Source organism: Veillonella intestinalis (genome assembly GCF_943192895.1).
In the GTDB taxonomy this organism is placed as follows: domain Bacteria; phylum Bacillota; class Negativicutes; order Veillonellales; family Veillonellaceae; genus Veillonella_A; species Veillonella_A intestinalis.
In genome coordinates, this window is sequence record NZ_CALPCB010000002.1 from 171,212 (window position 1) to 190,296 (window position 19,085).

Annotated in this window: 20 protein-coding genes and 1 riboswitch; of the genes, 19 read left to right on the plus strand and 1 reads right to left on the minus strand. The window is 37.8% G+C overall.

What is annotated here, in order from left to right; genetic code table 11:
* The first annotated feature begins 112 nt into the window (after positions 1-112).
* From der to NFR27_RS02205, 6 genes are all read left to right on the plus strand, one after another.
* A complete protein-coding gene (gene der, locus NFR27_RS02180) occupies positions 113-1,447 on the plus strand; it encodes a ribosome biogenesis GTPase Der (RefSeq protein WP_251440538.1) in 1,335 nt (444 codons plus the stop codon).
* 8 nt (positions 1,448-1,455) lie between these two features.
* Positions 1,456-2,049: a glycerol-3-phosphate 1-O-acyltransferase PlsY gene (plsY, locus tag NFR27_RS02185; RefSeq protein ID WP_371875157.1), complete on the plus strand. Its 594-nt coding sequence runs from the start codon at positions 1,456-1,458 to the stop codon at positions 2,047-2,049.
* Positions 2,049-3,050 carry an NAD(P)H-dependent glycerol-3-phosphate dehydrogenase gene (locus NFR27_RS02190; protein WP_251440534.1) on the plus strand — a complete coding sequence of 334 codons (1,002 nt, stop codon included), beginning with the start codon at positions 2,049-2,051 and terminating at the stop codon, positions 3,048-3,050. Before plsY ends, NFR27_RS02190 begins: the two co-directional genes overlap by 1 nt.
* An 84-nt stretch (positions 3,051-3,134) precedes the next feature.
* On the plus strand, positions 3,135-3,689 hold the full coding sequence (gene rsmD, locus NFR27_RS02195; protein ID WP_251440532.1) for a 16S rRNA (guanine(966)-N(2))-methyltransferase RsmD: 555 nt from the start codon (positions 3,135-3,137) through the stop codon (positions 3,687-3,689).
* Positions 3,690-3,693: 4 nt separating this feature from the next.
* Positions 3,694-4,182, plus strand: a complete 489-nt coding sequence (gene coaD, locus NFR27_RS02200) for a pantetheine-phosphate adenylyltransferase (RefSeq protein ID WP_251440791.1) — start codon at positions 3,694-3,696, stop codon at positions 4,180-4,182.
* Positions 4,183-4,202: 20 nt separating this feature from the next.
* Entirely contained in the window at positions 4,203-4,655 is a 453-nt protein-coding gene (locus tag NFR27_RS02205) for an ATPase (protein ID WP_251440530.1), read from the plus strand.
* A 76-nt stretch (positions 4,656-4,731) separates the two neighbouring features.
* Here the strand turns inward: NFR27_RS02205 and NFR27_RS02210 are convergent, their stop codons facing one another.
* Positions 4,732-6,483: an Rqc2 family fibronectin-binding protein gene (locus NFR27_RS02210; protein ID WP_251440528.1), complete on the minus strand. Its 1,752-nt coding sequence runs from the start codon at positions 6,481-6,483 to the stop codon at positions 4,732-4,734.
* A 166-nt stretch (positions 6,484-6,649) separates the two neighbouring features.
* Here NFR27_RS02210 and NFR27_RS02215 point away from each other — a divergent pair, with 166 nt between their 5' ends.
* From NFR27_RS02215 to NFR27_RS02275, 13 genes are all read left to right on the plus strand, one after another.
* Positions 6,650-7,531, plus strand: coding sequence for a YicC/YloC family endoribonuclease (locus NFR27_RS02215; protein WP_251440526.1), 882 nt, complete (start codon positions 6,650-6,652; stop codon positions 7,529-7,531).
* A gap of 26 nt (positions 7,532-7,557) precedes the next feature.
* Positions 7,558-7,824, plus strand: a complete 267-nt coding sequence (gene remA, locus NFR27_RS02220; RefSeq protein WP_115309612.1) for an extracellular matrix/biofilm regulator RemA — start codon at positions 7,558-7,560, stop codon at positions 7,822-7,824.
* 8 nt (positions 7,825-7,832) lie between these two features.
* The gene (gmk, locus tag NFR27_RS02225; RefSeq protein WP_251440524.1) at positions 7,833-8,450 is read left to right on the plus strand and encodes a guanylate kinase; all 618 of its coding nucleotides are present in this window, start codon (positions 7,833-7,835) and stop codon (positions 8,448-8,450) included.
* Positions 8,451-8,463: 13 nt separating this feature from the next.
* A complete protein-coding gene (rpoZ, locus tag NFR27_RS02230) occupies positions 8,464-8,676 on the plus strand; it encodes a DNA-directed RNA polymerase subunit omega (RefSeq protein ID WP_251440522.1) in 213 nt (70 codons plus the stop codon).
* A 37-nt stretch (positions 8,677-8,713) separates the two neighbouring features.
* Positions 8,714-9,895: a bifunctional phosphopantothenoylcysteine decarboxylase/phosphopantothenate--cysteine ligase CoaBC gene (gene coaBC / locus NFR27_RS02235; protein ID WP_251440518.1), complete on the plus strand. Its 1,182-nt coding sequence runs from the start codon at positions 8,714-8,716 to the stop codon at positions 9,893-9,895.
* A gap of 59 nt (positions 9,896-9,954) precedes the next feature.
* Positions 9,955-10,055, plus strand: a riboswitch (SAM riboswitch).
* Between the two features lie 54 nt (positions 10,056-10,109).
* Positions 10,110-11,300, plus strand: coding sequence for a methionine adenosyltransferase (gene metK / locus NFR27_RS02240; protein WP_251440515.1), 1,191 nt, complete (start codon positions 10,110-10,112; stop codon positions 11,298-11,300).
* Positions 11,301-11,456: 156 nt separating this feature from the next.
* The gene (gene priA, locus NFR27_RS02245) at positions 11,457-13,637 is read left to right on the plus strand and encodes a replication restart helicase PriA (protein WP_251440513.1); all 2,181 of its coding nucleotides are present in this window, start codon (positions 11,457-11,459) and stop codon (positions 13,635-13,637) included.
* A gap of 11 nt (positions 13,638-13,648) precedes the next feature.
* Positions 13,649-14,167, plus strand: a complete 519-nt coding sequence (def, locus tag NFR27_RS02250) for a peptide deformylase (protein ID WP_251440511.1) — start codon at positions 13,649-13,651, stop codon at positions 14,165-14,167.
* Positions 14,168-14,176: 9 nt separating this feature from the next.
* Positions 14,177-15,151 (plus strand): methionyl-tRNA formyltransferase, encoded by a 975-nt coding sequence (gene fmt, locus NFR27_RS02255; protein ID WP_251440509.1) that lies wholly within the window; start codon positions 14,177-14,179, stop codon positions 15,149-15,151.
* The gene (locus NFR27_RS02260) at positions 15,144-15,914 is read left to right on the plus strand and encodes a DUF116 domain-containing protein (RefSeq protein ID WP_251440507.1); all 771 of its coding nucleotides are present in this window, start codon (positions 15,144-15,146) and stop codon (positions 15,912-15,914) included. The genes fmt and NFR27_RS02260 overlap by 8 nt, the downstream gene beginning before the upstream one ends.
* Entirely contained in the window at positions 15,907-17,277 is a 1,371-nt protein-coding gene (rsmB, locus tag NFR27_RS02265; RefSeq protein WP_251440505.1) for a 16S rRNA (cytosine(967)-C(5))-methyltransferase RsmB, read from the plus strand. Before NFR27_RS02260 ends, rsmB begins: the two co-directional genes overlap by 8 nt.
* Before the next feature lie 33 nt (positions 17,278-17,310).
* The gene (gene rlmN / locus NFR27_RS02270; RefSeq protein WP_251453913.1) at positions 17,311-18,351 is read left to right on the plus strand and encodes a dual-specificity RNA methyltransferase RlmN; all 1,041 of its coding nucleotides are present in this window, start codon (positions 17,311-17,313) and stop codon (positions 18,349-18,351) included.
* A 25-nt stretch (positions 18,352-18,376) separates the two neighbouring features.
* The gene (locus NFR27_RS02275; RefSeq protein ID WP_251440501.1) at positions 18,377-19,078 is read left to right on the plus strand and encodes a Stp1/IreP family PP2C-type Ser/Thr phosphatase; all 702 of its coding nucleotides are present in this window, start codon (positions 18,377-18,379) and stop codon (positions 19,076-19,078) included.
* The last annotated feature ends 7 nt before the right edge of the window (positions 19,079-19,085 follow it).

Here is a 19,085-nt window from a genome sequence, read left to right on the forward strand (position 1 = left end):
GTAAAGCAATTAGTTTGTTTTTTACGCTTATAGTGAAGGCTAAGTTCTTTATGGATTACGTTGAATATGTTACAATGTAAAGTGATATTTTATGTTTGATTGAGGTGACAATATGGCAAAACCATTAGTAGCAGTAGTAGGGCGTCCTAATGTGGGAAAATCTACGTTGTTTAACGCCATAGTAAATAAACGTATTTCCATTGTAGAGGATATTCCCGGTGTAACACGGGATAGAATTTATTTTGACGCAGAATGGCTAAATAGAGAATTTACTATGATTGATACAGGGGGAATAGAGTTTATTACCGCTGATAGTCATGAAATTCCTAAAATGATGCGTTTACAGGCACAATTGGCTATTGAAGAAGCTGATGTTATTCTATTTGTTGTAGATGGTAAACAAGGGGTAGTACCAGCAGACGAAGAAGTAGCCAATATTTTACGAGCCAGTGGCAAGCCTGTTATTCTAGTAGTTAATAAGATTGATAGTGTAACACAAGAAGCAAATATTTATGAGTTTTATAATTTAGGCATTGGTGATCCTATTGGCATTTCTGCAAAAAACTTAATGAATCTTGGGGATTTGCTAGATGATGTAGTTAAGCATTTTCCTGATGGTGCCACAGCAGTATCAGAAGAAGATACCATTCACGTTGCTTTGATTGGCCGACCAAATGTGGGTAAATCTTCTTTAACAAATGCCTTATTAGGGCAAGATCGTGTTATTGTAAGTGATGTAGCCGGTACTACACGAGACTCTATTGATACACATTGGACACATGATGGTCAGAAATTTATTTTGATTGATACAGCCGGTATGCGTCGTAAAGCAAAAATTGATGCACCAGTAGAGCGCTATAGTATTGTACGTTCTTTGCGCTCTGTTGATCGAGCTGACATTGTAGTGCTTGTACTCGATGGTGTAGATGGAGTGACTGAGCAAGATAAAAAAATTGCTGGTTATGCTCATGAAGCTGGTAAAGGTATTGTTATCGTAGTCAATAAATGGGATTTAGTTGAAAAAGATGATAAAACTACGATTCGCTATACTGAAGATATTTATGATGAAATGGGCTTTTTGCGTTATGCACCTATTTTATTTGCTTCAGCTTTGACTAAACAACGAATTCATCGCTTATCTGATTTGATTAAATTTGTATCAGAACAGCAGCATATGCGCATTTCTACAAGTGTGCTCAACCAAGTGTTATCTGATGCGCAAAATGTAAATCCTGTGCCATCTCGCAGTGGACGCTTGCCTAAGATTTATTATATGACGCAAGCTTCCGTAAAACCGCCAACATTTATATTATTTGTTAATGAACCAGAATTAATTCATTTCTCTTATATGCGATTCTTAGAAAATCGTCTTCGTGAATCCTTTGGTTTTGAAGGTACGCCAATTCGTTTAATTTTACGTGGCAAGAAGGGAAATGATGACGACTAATGTTTACAATGTATACGGTTTTATTGGCTTTAGTTGCCTATCTATTAGGCTCTATTCCTAGTGGGTTAATTATTGGTAAGTTATTTTTTAATACTGATGTGCGTCAGTATGGAAGTAAGAATATTGGTGCCACTAATACGTATCGCGTATTAGGCATGAAAGCAGCCTTACCGGTATTCCTTTGTGACGCGGCTAAAGGTATGGCAGGGGTAGCGATTTTTTCACCAGAGCCAAACTTAATGCTCTTAGGTGGTATTTTAGCAATGGTTGGTCATAATTGGTCTGTATTTTTGGGCTTTAAAGGAGGCCGTGGTGTAGCTACGGGATTAGGAGTACTTATTTTTTTAGTGCCTCTTATTTCTGCTATTTGTTTTGCTACCTGGGCCGTGATTGTCTACTTTACTAAGTATGTTTCACTAGGATCTATTGTAGGGGCTGCCTTGGTGCCTATACTTATGATTGTTTTTGGCGAACCATTTTGGTATATCATTTTTGGTGGCGTAGCCGCTTTATTTGTAATTTTACGACATCGTGAAAATATTTTACGGCTCTTGCGTGGTCAAGAACTAAAAGTAGAACGAACGGAGCGTGATGATTCCTAATGAAAATTGGTATTATAGGTTCTGGGAGTTGGGGGACAGCATTAGCGTGTAAAGCTGCTCAAGCAGGCAATGAAGCCTGGCTCTATTGTCGTCGTGAAGAACAAGTTCAAGCACTGCGAGCGACTCGTGAAAACGTGACCTATTTGAAAGGTGTTATGTTACCTGACTCTTTGCAGATAAGTTCTGATTTAGCAACGATTGCAAAAGATAGTGATATTTTACTGATTGTAACGCCTTCTATTTATGTACGGCACACATTAGAACAATTACACTCTTTTGTGAACAAGTCTACTACTGTGGTTATTTGTTCAAAAGGCATTGAACGAGAAACTGGTAAACGATTATCAGAAGTAGCTAAAGAGGTACTAAGTAGTATTACAGATCGACTAGCTATTTTATCGGGGCCTAATCATGCAGAAGAAATTGGCCGTGATTTGCCAGCTACCACCGTGGTGGCTGGTACTAGTAAAGAGACTGCGGAGTTTGTGCAAAAAGCTCTTAGCACCCATAATTTTAGAGTGTATGTTAACGAAGATATGACCGGTGTAGAATTAGCAGGTACCACTAAAAACATTATTGCGCTAGCTGCTGGGATTGCTGATGGTATGGCATTGGGTGACAATTGTAAATCGGCCTTACTTACACGAGGGCTTCACGAAATGACAAAATTTGGTGTTGCTTTAGGGGCAAGGCGCGAAACTTATGCGGGCTTAGCAGGGATGGGTGATTTAATTGCTACTTGTATGAGTCAACATAGTCGCAATCGCGCTGCCGGCCAAAAATTAGCTAATGGCGAAACTATGGATTACATTATGAATCATTCCAATATGGTTGTAGAAGGTTTTTTTGCAGTAAAAACGGTGTATGAAGTAGCCCAAGCGAAGCAATTAGATTTGCCAATTACAAGTGTTTTATATGAGGTGTTATATCATCAAAAAGCACCACAAGAGGCCTTAATGGATTTAATGGGACGAAATTTAAAAGATGAAATGTTCCTATAATTAATTTTTCACCGTACATGTACTTTTATTTTGTTATATAATATACTATAATTAAGAGACAAGTGTAGGCATAAAGAGGGAAGTATGAGAATTATTGCAGGTCGTGCCAAAGGCCATAGTTTAAAAGCACCTAAAGGGATGAATACACGTCCGACCCAAGATCGGGTTCGTGAAAGTATTTTTAATGTGTTAAGTAATTATGGTTTAGTCGATACGACAGTCCTTGATTTATTCTCTGGCACAGGTGCTTTTGGATTAGAAGCAGTAAGTCGTGGTGCCTCACTAGCCGTTTGCGTTGATAAACGGACAGCGCGTATTATTAAAGAAAATGTAGTTCATTGCCATTTTGAACAAGACGTGGAAATTTTACCAGTTACTATTGAAGTAGCAGGTAAACAATTAGCAGGTCGGCAATTTGACTATATCTTCTCAGATCCACCCTATGAGCAAGGTTTTGTAGGTGCTACGTTAGCTGTAGTAGTGAATCAACAATTACTAAAAGAAAATGGAATGCTTATTGTGGAGCATCATGAAAAGGAACCACTTGTGTTACCAGAAGGCTGGCATATACTGAAAGAGCAGCAATTTGGTTATACAAAGGTTACGTATTGTGTACCCTATGAGCTTGAAAGGAGCTAGTATAGTGCGTATTGGCATTTGTCCAGGGAGTTTTGACCCTGTCACAAATGGGCATGTCGATATTTTCGAACGAGCGAGTAAGCTTGTAGATACATTGATTGTAGCGGTTTTAGATAATCCTAATAAACATAGTTTATTCACGCAACAAGAGCGTGTGGAATTAATTAAAGCCTCTGTAGCCCATATACCAAATGTTGAGGTTGATTGTGCATCGGGATTATTAATTGATTATGCCAAGTCAAAGAATAGTTATATGATTATTCGGGGCTTGCGAGCGCTCAGTGATTTTGAATATGAGTTTCAGCGAGCTTTATTTTCAAAATATTTAGATGATGATATTGAAACTGTGTTTATTATGACAAATAATAAGTACTCTTTTGTTAGTTCAACAGGAATTCGTGAGTTAGCGAAATTTAATGGCTCTTTGGACGGTTTAGTTCCTGAAACAGTAAAAGAGGCTTTGAAAGCAAAGTTTGCAAATCGTAGTAAATAGTACTAATAGGAGTGGCGAGAATGAAAACAGAAAAACTTTTAGAAGATTTGGAAAATTTAATCGAAACCAGTGGTCGCATTCCTATGACCACCAAACGTGTTATTGAAGAAGAAGAAATTATGCGCGTACTAGACGCTATTAATGAGTCCTTGCCATTAGAGCTTGAAGAGTCTCGTCGCATTATGAACGAAAAAGACAAAATTTTGGCTGATGCACAACGTCAGGCAGATACTTTGATTGCACAAGCTAAAGATTACATTGCTAAATTGACAGAAGAAAGTGAATTAGTAAAGCAAGCGCAAACACAAGCAAACCAGATTATTATGTTAGCTAATCAATCCTCACAGGAATTGAAAGATAGCTCAATTCAATACGCTAGTGATGTAATGCGCTATGTAGAAAATAATTTAGAAAAAACATTAGAAAGCTTACGTCAAAATCGTGAAAGCTTAAAACAATCCAATCGAGAATAAGTAAATAAAGAGGCTCTCAGGAAGTAACCTTAGTATATAAGGTGTTTCCTGAGAGCCTTTTTGGTTTCTTATAGAATTATTCGTATAAATTTGTCCCTTCGTTGAGCTGTGGTTCTTTTGGATCAATGACCGCTGTTTTTTGATTTGTATAGATAACAAAACCCAGTGGCGAAGCAGGGGGCTTTTTAATAAATTTTATAGGCGCATAATCAACGGCCACTTTTGAAGACTCACGAGCTTTACTAAAATAAGCTGCATATTGAGCTGCTAAGGTAAGCATTTCATCAGTTGCCATAGTTCCTTCAATAGGCCGTAAAATAACATGACTGCCTTGAACTTGTAAGGTGTGGAACCAAATATCGGTAGGCTTGGCAAAACGATGGGTTAAATATTCATTTTGTTGATTATTACGACCTATAAATATTTCACCGCCATTGATAGGAAAGCGCATAAAATTATGTTTAGGTGCTTTGTAGCTAACAGGCTTCTTAGATTTTTTTAGTAAACCTGCTTGTTCGCATTCGTTATAAATTTCTTGTACTAACTCTTTACTATCGGCAATGGATAAGCTATATAAGACAGATTGAAGGTAATCTATGCGCTGTGCACTTTGATTTAATTGATATAAGCCACTTTGCATACGATTTTTTAATTTTGTATATTGTTTATAATAATGCTGTGCATTTTCAACAATTGTTAATTCTGGTTGTAAGGGAATCGTAATGGGCTCTACAGGTTCTACTAAAATATTATCCAAAGTAATTGTGGGCTTATATTGAGTATCTAAATAGGCATTAATCATTAATAAATCACCATATGATTTATATTCTTCGGCTTTATCACTAGCATCTAATTCCGCTTGAATCTTTGAATGGCGTAACTCTTCTTTTTTTATGGCCTGTTGCAAAGTTCGCTCTAACTCGTGAGTGGTTGTGTTAATACCTCCTTGTTTGACAACGGCTAATTCTAAAGGTTCTGATATAGAATCATAGGTAGTTTTTAATTGGCCACCTAGCGCCACTAAGTAAGTGAGGGGAATAGGGCTATAAAACTTCTTATGCTTTTCATTTTCATATTCTAATAATTGGGTTGCTATAGACAGATCGTTTTTTAGTGCAATTAAAGCCTGGCCTAATTCATTAATGGCTTCACTAGTTAAAGTGGTTAACTCTGTTTTTTCACTAAGATTAGCTTTATAACAAACTTCTTTTAATAAGGCTGGACCAAAGCCATTAAAAATGCGACGTACAGTTTCAGCTACTGTACCTTGACCAAAATTGTGCAATAACTCTAATATTTCGTTATCTTTAAACTCGAATAAACTACCACGTTCACTATTAGGGGGCAATTCATAAGGTAGTTTAGGGGCAATGGAACGTTCCCGATTCATTAATGGCGTTACATGGATTAAGGCTTCCAAAATAAGTCCATCTTGCACAAAGATACAATTTGAATATTTGCCCATTAATTCAATGTAAATTCGATTAGAAATAAGTGAGCCATCAAGGGCTAATTTATCAGCACTAACACGTAATATACGATCGCCATTAAGCTGTTCAATCGCAGTGATACGAGCGCCTTCTAAATGTTTGCGCAAGAACATGCATAAAGCAGTCGGTTCTTTTGGCAAATCTGTTATGCCATGACTTAAATAACAGGCAGGCATATTACCAGCCGTGATTACTAAATCTTGATTACCTTTACTTGTATTTACTTTAAGTACTAAAGTTGTTTTATCTATTTGCAATAGCCGCTGAATTTGGCCAGTAACAAGATGCTTGGCTAATTCTTTGGTTAAAACGGCTAAGGTTAAACCATCTAAATTCATAGTTAACTCCTTTGTAATATTCAATATAATAAGTATATCACATTTATAAACTATAGAAGGGAGTAGATTCCTTTACCCTGTGTAAGTAACGTGATAAAATGAAATAGAATATGAAGATTAAGACATATATGTGAAACAATATTATGTAGAAAGGATAACTGGTATTATGAATAGTATGACCGGTTTTGGTCGTGGCATTGGGGTTGATGAGAGTTTACAGATTACAATTGAAATAAAAAGTGTAAATTCACGATTTTTAGATCTTTATCTCAATATGCCATCAACCTTATATTTTTTAGAGAATACATTACGACGTCATATCAAAGAAACCCTTCAAAGAGGTAAAGTAGAAATTAATGTATCGCTTAAAAATACAAGTGATCGGGAGAAAGTTTTTACTGTAAATACAACGTTGGCTAATCAAATTCGAGATTTTTTAGTTGTCCAGGGTTTTTCACCAACTAAAGAACGAGTAGCCTTACGGGATATGATGAGTATTTCACAAGATTGGTTAGTTTTAGAAGATGTACCCTTTGAAGAGTCTAAATTAGAAGGCGCTGCTGTTAGCGCTTTAAATTTAGCGTTAAAGGGTCTTTGTGAAATGCGTGCTCTTGAAGGTAATAATTTACAAGTTGAAATTGAAAAACGAGTAAATACATTAGAGTCAGTATTGCAAGAAGTGACGGCTAACAAAGATATAGCTGTAAAAAAATACGAAGAGCGCTTATTACAGCGGATTCAAAACGTGCTAGATAAAACCGATGTAACGGTTAACATGGATCGTTTTCTGCAAGAAGTAGCCACTATGAGTGATAAAACAGATATTACAGAAGAAATTGTACGTTTTGGCTCTCATGTGGTACAATTAAGAAACACACTAAAAGAGAATCAACCGATTGGGCGTAAGTTAGATTTCTTATTACAAGAAATGAATCGAGAAGTAAATACAATGGGATCTAAAGGATCCGATTTAGCCATAACAGACCGTGTTGTAGTATTGAAATGTGAGTTAGAGAAAATTAGAGAGCAAATTCAAAATATAGAGTAGGTTGCAAGAGTAAGGAGTCACTAAGTATGAGTACAAAGCTTTTAAACATTGGATTTGGTAACATGGTTTCGGCAAATCGCCTAATTGCTATCATCAGTCCAGAGTCCGCGCCAATTAAACGAATGATTCAAGATGCGCGTGAAAAGAGTGTATTAGTAGATGCTACATATGGTCGTAAAACACGAGCTGTCTTAGTGATGGATAGTGGTCAGATTGTGTTATCAGCGATTCAACCAGAAACAGTAGCGCATCGTATTGTTCAAGCTACACCAGCTGAGTCTACGGAAGCGTAGGTGCTATTATGTCGGATAGAGGGATTTTGATTGTGTTATCTGGTCCTTCAGGGGCTGGTAAAGGGACTATTTGTGCCGAACTACGTAAACAAATGCCCAATCTTGTGTATTCAGTATCTATGACTACACGAGCACCACGCGTTGGTGAAGAAGAAGGGGTTAGTTATTTTTTTCGCAATAAGGAAACGTTTCAACAGCTTATCGAAGAAGATGCCTTCTTAGAATATGCTCAAGTATATGATAATTATTATGGCACGCCTAAGCAGCATGTAATGGATTTATTAAGCGAAGGCAAGAGCGTCATTTTAGAGATTGATATTCAAGGGGCTATGCAGGTAAAAGAGCGCTTTAGTGAAGCCGTGTTTATTTATATTGTACCGCCATCATTAGATATATTATCAAACCGTCTACGGGATCGTGGTACAGATGCTGCTGAGGTTATTGATAAGCGCCTTTCCAAAGCAAGCTCTGAATTAGCCTTAGCACATCGCTACGACTACATTGTGGTGAATGATATATTACCAGATGCAGTAGAAAAAGTGGCGTCCATTTTACGTGCTGAAGCTTGTAAAATTAAGCGAAATAAAGAAAAAATACAATATATTTATAAGCAATATGCGAAGTAAGGAGTAATGCGTTATGATGGTAAAACCTTTATTAAAGGATTTAGAAAAACATGTAGATAGTAAATATACATTGGTTACATTAGCAGCGAAGCGAGCTCGTGAATTAACCGATGGCGATGAAGCTATGGTTACCGGTCTTGATACAGATAAACCAGTATCAGTAGCGCTTCATGAAATTGCAGATGATAAAATTGGCTTTGCTCGTACTAAAGATGGTATTAAATAAAGCGTACGCTAAACGTGAACTATAATAGGTGTTGAGGATGAAAAATAAACACATAATCGTAGGTGTATCTGGTGGTATTGCTGCTTATAAAGCAGTAGAAGTAGTAAGTCGTCTTCGTAAATTAGGGGCAGAAGTAAAAGTTGTTATGACTGAAAATGCAACTAAATTTGTATCCCCTATGACATTTGGTGAAATTAGTGGACATCCAGTCGCTGTAAAGATGTTTGAAGATGTTCATGATTGGAATGTAGAGCACATTGCATTGGCTACTTGGGCTGATGCCTATGTAGTTGCACCTGCTACTGCTAATGTAATTGGTAAATTAGCATCTGGCATTGCTGATGATATGCTCACTACACAGCTTATGGCAACAAAAGCGCCTATCTTTTTATGCCCTGCTATGAATACTAATATGTATGAAAACCCTATTACGCAACGAAATATGAATACTTTACGAGAATTAGGCATGCATATTTTAGAAGCTGATAGTGGTCATTTAGCTTGTGGTGTAACGGGGAAAGGTCGTTTACCAGAACCAGCTCGCATTGTAGAGTGGTTATCTTTTCACATGATGAAAACTAATCTATTGTCTAATAAGACAGTAATCGTAACAGCTGGTGGTACACAAGAAGCTATCGATCCAGTGCGATATATTGGCAATCGTTCAAGCGGAAAAATGGGCTATGCTATAGCTGAACAAGCGGCCTTAGCTGGTGCTCGTACAATTTTAATTTCCGCGCCAACAAATTTGCCTGTGCCTTTTGGTGTAGAATTAGTTTCTGTTGATTCTGCTAGAGCTATGGAAGAAGCTGTAAATAGTCGCTATGAAGATTGTGATGCTGTTATTATGGCCGCTGCTGTAGCTGATTTTAGAGTCGAGAATATGGCTGACACAAAAATTAAGAAGATGGATACATTAGAACTTAAATTAGTCAAAAATCCAGACATTCTTAAAGGGCTAGGTGCGAATAAAACTCATCAAAAGTTAATTGGTTTTGCTGCGGAAACTCAAAATGTTATTGAATACGGCAAATCTAAGGTACTTAACAAAAATCTTGATATGTTAGTGGCCAATGATGTAAGTAAGCAAAATGCAGGCTTTAATGTTGACACTAATGAAGTTACCTTGATTTATCCAGGTGGTCAAGTTCGTCCATTGCCACTTATGACAAAAATTGATGTAGCTAAGCGAATTATTTCAGCCTTGGCAGAATTGTAATTCTATTGTATAATGAATCAGTGATATGAAGTATCACAATCAGTTTAATAATAACTTTTGTCTCATCAAGAGTAGTGGAGGGAAAGGCCCTGTGAAGCTACAGCAACCATTCATAATGAAAAGGTGCTAAGTCCGACGGTACTATGCCGAAAGATGGGGTTTGATTCCTCATCGTTTGGCTGATGAGGAATTTTTTTATGGAGGTATTGGGTAAATGGCTGAAAAACATGTTTTTTTCACATCAGAATCCGTAACAGAAGGTCATCCTGATAAAATTGCTGACCAAATTTCGGATGCTGTGCTTGATGCAATTCTTGCACAAGATCCAACGGCTCATGTTGCTTGCGAAACGCTCGTAACAACAGGTCAGGTTCATGTAGTAGGGGAAATTTCTACTAAATGTTATGTTGATATTAATCATATAGTGCGTGAAACTATTCGTGAAATTGGATATACTCGTGCTAAATATGGTTTTGATTGCGATACTTGTGGTGTTAATGTAGCGATTGATGAACAGTCCGTAGATATTGCTATGGGTGTTGATGATGCACTTGAAACTCGTGAAGGCGGAAGTGATAAATTTGATAAGATTGGTGCTGGTGACCAAGGTATGATGTTTGGTTACGCTACCAATGAAACAGAAGAATTTATGCCTATGCCAATCGCGTTGGCTCATCGTTTATCCCGTCAGTTAACTAAAGTTCGTAAAGATGGTACTTTACCATATCTTCGTCCCGATGGGAAAACTCAGGTAACTGTTGAATATGTAGATGGTGTGCCTAAGCGTATTGAAACTATCGTTATTTCTACACAACATGGTCCAGAAGTAACGCGTGAACAAATTGAAGCTGATTTAAAAGAATTAGTAATTAAACCAGTATTACCTGAAGGTTTTGTTGATGAAAATACTAAATTCTTTATTAATCCAACAGGCCGTTTTGTTATTGGTGGTCCTCAAGGGGATGCTGGTTTAACTGGTCGTAAAATTATTGTAGATACTTACGGTGGTATGGCTCGTCATGGGGGCGGTGCTTTCTCTGGTAAAGATCCTACAAAAGTTGACCGTAGTGCAGCGTATGCAGCTCGCTATGTAGCTAAAAACATTGTAGCAGCTGGCCTTGCTGATAAATGTGAAATTCAGATTGCTTACGCTATTGGCGTAGCAAAACCAGTATCCATTATGGTGGAAACTTTTGGCACTGCTAAAGTTGCGGAAGAAAAAATCGCGGAACTTGTTAAGAAACATTTTGACCTTCGTCCAGCAGGTATTATTGAAATGCTTGACTTGCTTCGTCCAATTTATCATCAAACAGCAGCATACGGTCACTTTGGTCGTACTGATGTTGATCTTCCTTGGGAACATACTGATAAAGCAGATATTCTTCGTAAAGAAGCAGGCTTATAATTAAAAATCGTCATACAAATAGGCATTCGACATTCTTAAGAATATTGTCGTTTCGTAATTTGTATGACGATTTTTTTATTGTATTCTAAGACTGTCTTTTATTTAAAAATATCGAAAAAAATGGTATAATAAAAAATACTGCAAAGGAGGGATAGTATGCGTGTAGCGGAGGTTATTATTAATCGCCCAGCAAAGAAAATGAATAGTCCATTCAGCTATGCTGTGCCGCCACAATTAGGCGAAATTGCCATTGGTACACGGGTAGCTGTCCCTTTAGGGCGAACAAAAGAAGAAGGTATACTTATTGGCTATCGTGAGTTAGATGAGATTCCTTCTTATGAAATCAAGCCTATTCAAGCAGTATTGGATAAAGAACCGTGGTTTACCCAGGAAATGCTAGCAACAGCAGAAAAATTAAGTAAATATTATTTATGCGCTTTATCGGAAGCGTTAAGTTTATTTACTATTGATAAGAAACAATTGAAAAGTTATGAACGGCCTAAAGAACAATGGCTAGTAGTGCAGCCCTGGTTTCAACCAGCGCATATTCCACTAAAACGGAAAAAGCAGCGAGAATTAGGTTTCTATTTACAAGAGTTAGGCACTGCATCGGTTCATAGCCTTCAAAAAGACGGTTTTACCTTACCGGTTATTAAACAAGTCATGATGTATGAAGGCATTACGGTAGAGGAGCGATATACTCAAACAAAGACAAAGTTTAATTCTTGTCCAATGAAAGAGTTATCCTTAACTGATGAGCAGCGCCAATGTTATGAACCGATTAAAACAGCGGTTACAAATTGTGTAGCTGATACTTTTTTATTACATGGTGTTACTGGTAGTGGCAAAACACAAATTTATATGAAAGCAGCCAGCGATTGCATTGCTATGGATCGTATTGCCATTGTACTGGTACCGGAAATTATGTTAACTAATCAAATTGTTACTCGGTTTGTAGAGGCATTTGGTGATGAAGTAGTGGTATTCCATAGTAAGTTAACGATTAGTGAGCGGTATAATAATTGGGAACGATTACGACGTAAAGATAGTCACATTATAATTGGTGCTCGGTCAGCTGTGTTTGCGCCTACTGAAGATATTGGGCTTATTATAGTAGATGAGGAGCATGATACATCATATAAACAAGAAGATATGGTCCGTTATCATGCTCGTGAAGTGGCTCAGTGGCGTTCTAAGGCCAATCATTGCCCTTTAATTTTAGGTTCGGCTACGCCATCTATTGAGTCGTATTATTTGGCTAAAGAGGGAATGTATAAGCTTTTAGAATTAAAGCATCGAATTTTTCACCAGCCATTACCTAAAGTACAGATTATTGATATGAAAGAAGAAATGATGTATGGCAATTATTCTGTATTTTCAGGAGCCATGAGTCATTTAATTCGTCAAACGCTAGCGAATAAAGAACAGATGATTGTTTTATTGAATCGTCGTGGGTATAGTACCTTTGTTATGTGTCGTGAATGTGGTGAACCGATTAAGTGTCCTCATTGTGATGTTGCTATGGTATATCACCAAAGTGGTGATGCGTTACGATGTCATTATTGTGAATATCATGAGCCTGTACCAAAAGTATGTCCTCATTGTGGTAGCCAGAAGATTAAATTCTTTGGTTCTGGCACACAAAAAGTAGAAGAAGAATTACAGCGTAATTTTCCAAAGGCTCGTATTGCCCGTTTAGATCAAGATGTCACCGCTAAAAAGGGCAATGGTGAACAAATTCTGGCTGATTTTGGTGCTGGGGCATACGATATTTTACTAGGTACTCAAATGGTGGCGAAAGGTCATGATTTTAAAGGTGTTACTGCCGTTGGCGTATTGACAGCGGACTCGGTATTAAATATTCCTTTATATAGTGCTTCAGAGCGAACCTTTGACTTATTAACACAGGTAGCAGGCCGTGCTGGACGAAGTACGGGGAAAGGGCAAGTAGTAATTCAAACCTATAATCCGCTACATTATGCTATAATAAAGAGTAAGGCTCATGATTATATTGGCTTTTATAATGAAGAAATACAGGCCCGTGAAATGCTCGGGTATCCACCGCTAGGCGCGATGATGCATTTTCGAATCCAGCATAAAGAGTCATCTAAAGCGATGGCCATTGCAGAAAAGATTGTTACTGCGTTGGAGCCTTTTGCAGTGCCAGGTGAGCTTGATATTATGGGGCCTTATGAAGAAGGTATCAAGAAAGTACGTGATTTATATCGTGTGGCTATTATGGTGCGAGGCAATAATTTAGAGTCCATAAAAGACTTTATATACAATTCATGGATTTTTACACAAGAAGGATTACATATTGATGTAGATCCTGTTTAATAGGAGGAAGTATGGCAGTTTTAGATATTGTAAAAGCGGGACATCCCGTATTAAAAAAAGTGGCAGAGCCAGTTGACTTTGTGAATAAAAAATTACGTCAATTATTAGATGATATGGCGGAAACTATGCGTGTTGCTGATGGTTGTGGTTTAGCAGCACCGCAAGTTAATGTTTCACAACGAATCATTGTAGTGGACGACGGTACTGGCTTACAAGAATTTATTAACCCAGAAATTGTTAAAGCCGATGGTGAGCAAATCGGTGTGGAAGGTTGTTTAAGTGTACCAGGGTATTTTGGTGATGTTAAACGTTATCAAGATATCGAAGTTCACTATATTGATCGTCATAATAAAAAGAAAAAATTAAAAGCGGAAGGCTTTTTAGCTCGAATTATTCAACATGAAATTGATCATTTAAATGGTATTTTATTCATAGAAAAAGTAGAAGCTGCTTATAAATTAAAAGATGAAAATGCAGTGGCTATGGCAGAAGCGGAAGCAGATATTGTAAAAGAATCAGCACAAGCATAGGAGGTATACATGGAGTCATTACGGGTTATTTTTATGGGAACCCCTGATTTTGCTGTACCTACTTTACAGGCTTTAATTGATGGCCCGCATAAAGTAGTCGGCGTTTTTTGCCAGCCAGATAAACAAAAAGGACGTGGCAAAAAAGTGCAAATGCCACCAGTTAAAGAGTGTGCTTTAGCAGCTGATGCACCTGTATATCAACCAGTTACGTTACGTGATGAAGAGTCTGAAACCTTATTGCGTTCGCTAGCACCTGATGTGGTAGTAGTAGTCGCTTATGGTAAAATTTTACCGCCATGGCTTATTCGTTTACCTAAATATGGATGCATTAATGTACATGCATCCTTATTACCAAAATATCGTGGTGCCGCACCGATCCATTGGGCTATTTTAAATGGCGATACGGAAACAGGCGTGACAATTATGCAAATGAATGATGGCCTAGATACAGGTGATATGCTTGAAATCATTCCGTTAGGGATAAAACCAGATGAAACAACGGGTGAATTATTTGACCGTATAGCACCTATGGGGGGCGAAGTCATTAACGAAGTGTTAGCAAAAGCTATAGCTGGCACTCTACAACCGGTTAAGCAGGACAATACATTGGCTACTTATGCTAATAAGATAACCAAAGACATGGGAGCCTTAGATTGGAATTGCAGCGCTGAGGAATTGGCTAATCAAATTAGAGGTCTTAGTCCAGCGCCAGGCTGTTTCACTTTTTTTGACGATGGTAAACGTATTAAAGTATGGCAAGCACATGTAGTTAAAGATACCACCTTACTATCCAATTTATTACCTAATGTAGCTACAACTATGCCAGGTACAATTGTAGCTGTAACAGAGAAAAGTTTCTTTGTAACTACTGGCAGTGGTGTATTAGAAATAGTAGAAGTACAGCCAGATAATAAGAAACGCATGAACGCTGGCGACTTTTGTCGTGGACATCAAGTAAAGGCAGGATTAACACTGAATGCGTAATCAACAAGAAAGCTTAGGACAATATCCTTTGTATTTTAAATTAACCTTTGCTGTATTTGTTATTCTCACTTTATTATGGGCAGTTTTAGGCTATTTATTATGGCCTGGGCTACATCGCTGGGGTGAACCTATAGCGATTACAGCAGAAATTCTTTTAGCTCTATTTCCTTTACTCTGTTGGATTATGTGGGGAAGTATGGCCTTAGCAGCAACGAGTCATTTACGAATTCATCCCATTTGGCTTCGTATTAGTAATCGTTGGCTCTATGCATTTTTTCCGTTTGTTTTATTAATCGGTAAAATTGTAGGTATCACTAAAGATAAGGCTAGTCAAGCACTAATTGATTTAATTAACCATTTAGTTGAGTTAAATTTGTATAAAGTACCAGCTGATCGAGTGCTACTATTAACGCCTCATTGTTTACAACAAAGTGATTGTGTGCATAAAGTAACAACGGATGTTCATAATTGTAAACGCTGTGGACGCTGTCAGGTAGGAACTTTACTTGATATTGCAGATACATATGGGTGTAAATTTGTAGTAGTTACTGGCGGCACTTTGGCAAGGCTTATGATTAAAAATATTAGACCTAAAGCCATTGTGGCCATTGCTTGTGAACGAGATTTAGTGAGTGGTATGAATGATGTATTTCCAATTCCTGTTATAGGTGTACTTAATGAGCGTCCTTGCGGACCTTGTTGTAATACACGGGTAGATACAGACCGAATTAAAGATGTAGTGGAGAAGTTAATTAATGGCTAACATGCAAACATCGAGGCAAACCTCGCAAGGACAAGTAAATATTCGCCGCTTAGCCGTACAAGCTTTATTAACGATTAATCGTGACGGAGCGTATGCCAATATTGTGTTGCAACAAATATTGGCCGAACAACACTTAGGAGATGTGGATCGCCGTTTTTTTACAGAACTTGTGTATGGTGTAGTTCGTCGAAAAAACTATTTAGATGCTATTATTGAAGGCTTAGCCAAAAGACCTTTACGCAAATTATCTTCGATTGTAGTTGAAATTTTACGATTAGGGCTTTATCAGCTTATTTATATGGATAAAGTACCTGATAGTGCTGCTGTCAATGAAAGTGTTAAGCTGGCTAAAAAAATGGCTAGAGGCCTTGATGGTTTTGTAAATGGTGTATTGCGCAATTTTATTCGTAATCGTGATAGCTTTAGCATTGATGAATTAGCTACAAGTGAAGTGGAGCGTTTAGCATTTATTTATAACCAGCCTCTTTGGCTATTAGAACATTGGCTAACTATTTATGGTGAAGAAAAAACCCTTGGTCTATGTGCTTGGTTTAACGAACGACCTAAACTGACCGCCCGCATCAATACTTTAAAGCTTTCCATTCCTGAAGCACTGAAGGCGATAGAAGAGGCTGGCTGGGAAGTAGAGCCAACGGGTAAACTGCCAGAAGCAGTACATATTACGCGCCATCATGGGTCTTTAGAAAACTCTTCATTAGTAAAAGATGGTATTTTAACCTTTTCTGATGAAGCTTCTATGGCCGTAGCCTATGTAGTGGATCCTAAGCCGGGTGAGCATATTCTTGATTGCTGTGCCGCTCCAGGGGGGAAAACAATGCATATGGCAGCTCGCATGAATAATGAGGGTCGTATTATAGCTGATGATATTCATGAGCATAAATTAGGGCTCATGGCTACAAATGCGAAACGATTAGGTGTTACTAACGCTGAGTTTAAATTGCAAGACGCCACAAAGCTACCTTCTGAGTGGCAAGAAACATTTGATAAAGTATTAGTAGATGCGCCTTGCTCAGGTCTAGGTATTTTACAGCGGAAGCTAGATATGCGTTGGCATAAAACAGCCGAGTCTTTACAATCATTACCGCTTTTACAGTTTGATATTTTAGAACAAGCTGCTAAAACAGTAAAGAACGGCGGTGTACTTGTATATTCAACTTGTACTATTAATGAAGCCGAAAACGAAGAGGTAGTTAATAAATTTTTAGCTACTCATAGTGAATTTGTCTTAGAAGATAGTGCTCCGTTTTTACCATTTCCTGTAACAGGTCCAATGATTACGTTATGGCCGCAACGAGATGAAATGGATGGCTTTTTTATAGCACGCCTACGTAAACAGGGTTAATACTTACAAAATTGATTACTTAAGGATATAATTATGATAGAATTATTAGGTAAGAACCTCACAGAATTACAAACCATAATTGTGGAAGCAGGATTTCCAAAGTTTCGTGCCAAGCAAATTATGGATTACATATATAAACGTTATGTTTTTGATTTCGAAGCGATGCAACAATTACCAAGCAATATGCGTGACTGGTTAGTAAAGGAGTGCGTAATTTCTATTCCAGAAGTGGTGACTGAAAAGACTGCGCCCGATGGTCTAACCAAAAAATTACTGTTAAAACTTTCAGATGGTAATCAAGTGGAAACAGTGTTAATGAAACAGCATTATGGTAATTCAGTTTGTGTATCTTCACAAGTAGGCTGTGCTATGGGTTGTGTGTTTTGCGCTTCTACCACAGGTGGCTTATACCGGAATTTAGAAACTCATGAAATTGTGGCACAAGTACTACTTTTTGGTGCTTTACTAAAAGAGCGGATTCACTCCATCGTAGTCATGGGAGCCGGCGAACCACTACAAAATTATACCAACACTATTAATGCACTTCGTCTGCTTCATGAAAAAGAAGCCTTTGATATTGGCTATCGTCGTATGACCTTATCTACTTGTGGTGTTGTAGAGAATATCTATTTGCTAGCTGATGAAGGTATTCCTATTACCTTAGCACTTAGTTTACATGCCCCAAATGATACTATTCGACGTGAAATTATGCCAATTGGTGCTCACTATAATTTAGAAGATGTATTGGCATCAGTAAAAACTTATTATGAAAAAACTGATCGTCGAGTTACATTTGAATATATATTAATTGATGGTATTAATTCATCTATTGAAAATGCACATGAATTAGGTGAATTGGTAAAAGATTTTCCAAATTGTAATGTTAATTTAATTCCTGTTAATGGGAATGAACATATTCAACTGTTTAAACCGTCACGACGCCAAATGGAAGCTTTTAAAAATATTGTAGCTTCTTATGGTGTAGCTGTAACTGTGCGTAAAGAAATGGGCGATGCTATTCAAGCTGCCTGTGGACAATTAAAAGTGCAACACGCTCAGAAACAGTCTGAATGATTGAAACATGTGTGAAGGAGGACCTATGAAAAGTATAGGCATGAGTAAAATTGGTTTAGTGCGTCAGCGCAATGAAGACCGATTTTATATTGGCGATTCCTTTTGTATAGTCACTGATGGAATGGGTGGCTATAAAGGTGGTGAAATCGCAAGTACCATGGTAGTCGATACTATATCGGCAGAATTACAGGCAGCAGACACTATTTCTGTAGACACGTTACGTCAAGCAGTGGCTAAAGCGAATATAGCTGTTTTTGATCGAGTACAAGCTACACCAGAATTAGAAGGAATGGGAACAACGGCTGTTGTAGCCTATGTAGTGGGGACTACTTTATATTGGGCTAATGTAGGCGATAGTCGGCTTTATGTTTTTCATGAGGGAGAACTTACACAAATAAGTATTGACCATTCGATGGTACAAGTTTTGTATGATGCTGGTGAATTAGCTGCTGACGATATGTTACAACATCCGCAACGCAATGTATTAACTCGTGCGGTTGGCGTAGGGGCAGTCGTCGATATAGATGGCGGTGAATATAAGTTAGCTCCAGGGGATAGAATTTTGTTGTGTTCTGATGGCCTCACTGGTTACATCGAGCAAAGTATAATTGAAGAAGCCTTCCGTAAGGAAGCAAAAGATGAACGTCTTATTGAGGACTTAATGACCTTAGTTTACGATCATGGGGCTCGAGATAATGTGACAATAGTGATAGGTACTGTTGACTAGGAGTGAG

Coding starts and splice junctions, on each gene's coding strand:
- der (WP_251440538.1), top strand. CDS start 113: ATGGCAAAACCATTAGTAGCAGTAGTAGGGCGTCCTAATGTGGGAAAA.
- plsY (WP_371875157.1), top strand. CDS start 1,456: ATGTATACGGTTTTATTGGCTTTAGTTGCCTATCTATTAGGCTCTATT.
- NFR27_RS02190 (WP_251440534.1), top strand. CDS start 2,049: ATGAAAATTGGTATTATAGGTTCTGGGAGTTGGGGGACAGCATTAGCG.
- rsmD (WP_251440532.1), top strand. CDS start 3,135: ATGAGAATTATTGCAGGTCGTGCCAAAGGCCATAGTTTAAAAGCACCT.
- NFR27_RS02205 (WP_251440530.1), top strand. CDS start 4,203: ATGAAAACAGAAAAACTTTTAGAAGATTTGGAAAATTTAATCGAAACC.
- NFR27_RS02210 (WP_251440528.1), bottom strand. CDS start 6,483: ATGAATTTAGATGGTTTAACCTTAGCCGTTTTAACCAAAGAATTAGCC.
- NFR27_RS02215 (WP_251440526.1), top strand. CDS start 6,650: ATGAATAGTATGACCGGTTTTGGTCGTGGCATTGGGGTTGATGAGAGT.
- remA (WP_115309612.1), top strand. CDS start 7,558: ATGAGTACAAAGCTTTTAAACATTGGATTTGGTAACATGGTTTCGGCA.
- gmk (WP_251440524.1), top strand. CDS start 7,833: ATGTCGGATAGAGGGATTTTGATTGTGTTATCTGGTCCTTCAGGGGCT.
- rpoZ (WP_251440522.1), top strand. CDS start 8,464: ATGATGGTAAAACCTTTATTAAAGGATTTAGAAAAACATGTAGATAGT.
- coaBC (WP_251440518.1), top strand. CDS start 8,714: ATGAAAAATAAACACATAATCGTAGGTGTATCTGGTGGTATTGCTGCT.
- metK (WP_251440515.1), top strand. CDS start 10,110: ATGGCTGAAAAACATGTTTTTTTCACATCAGAATCCGTAACAGAAGGT.
- priA (WP_251440513.1), top strand. CDS start 11,457: ATGCGTGTAGCGGAGGTTATTATTAATCGCCCAGCAAAGAAAATGAAT.
- def (WP_251440511.1), top strand. CDS start 13,649: ATGGCAGTTTTAGATATTGTAAAAGCGGGACATCCCGTATTAAAAAAA.
- fmt (WP_251440509.1), top strand. CDS start 14,177: ATGGAGTCATTACGGGTTATTTTTATGGGAACCCCTGATTTTGCTGTA.
- NFR27_RS02260 (WP_251440507.1), top strand. CDS start 15,144: ATGCGTAATCAACAAGAAAGCTTAGGACAATATCCTTTGTATTTTAAA.
- rsmB (WP_251440505.1), top strand. CDS start 15,907: ATGGCTAACATGCAAACATCGAGGCAAACCTCGCAAGGACAAGTAAAT.
- rlmN (WP_251453913.1), top strand. CDS start 17,311: ATGATAGAATTATTAGGTAAGAACCTCACAGAATTACAAACCATAATT.
- NFR27_RS02275 (WP_251440501.1), top strand. CDS start 18,377: ATGAAAAGTATAGGCATGAGTAAAATTGGTTTAGTGCGTCAGCGCAAT.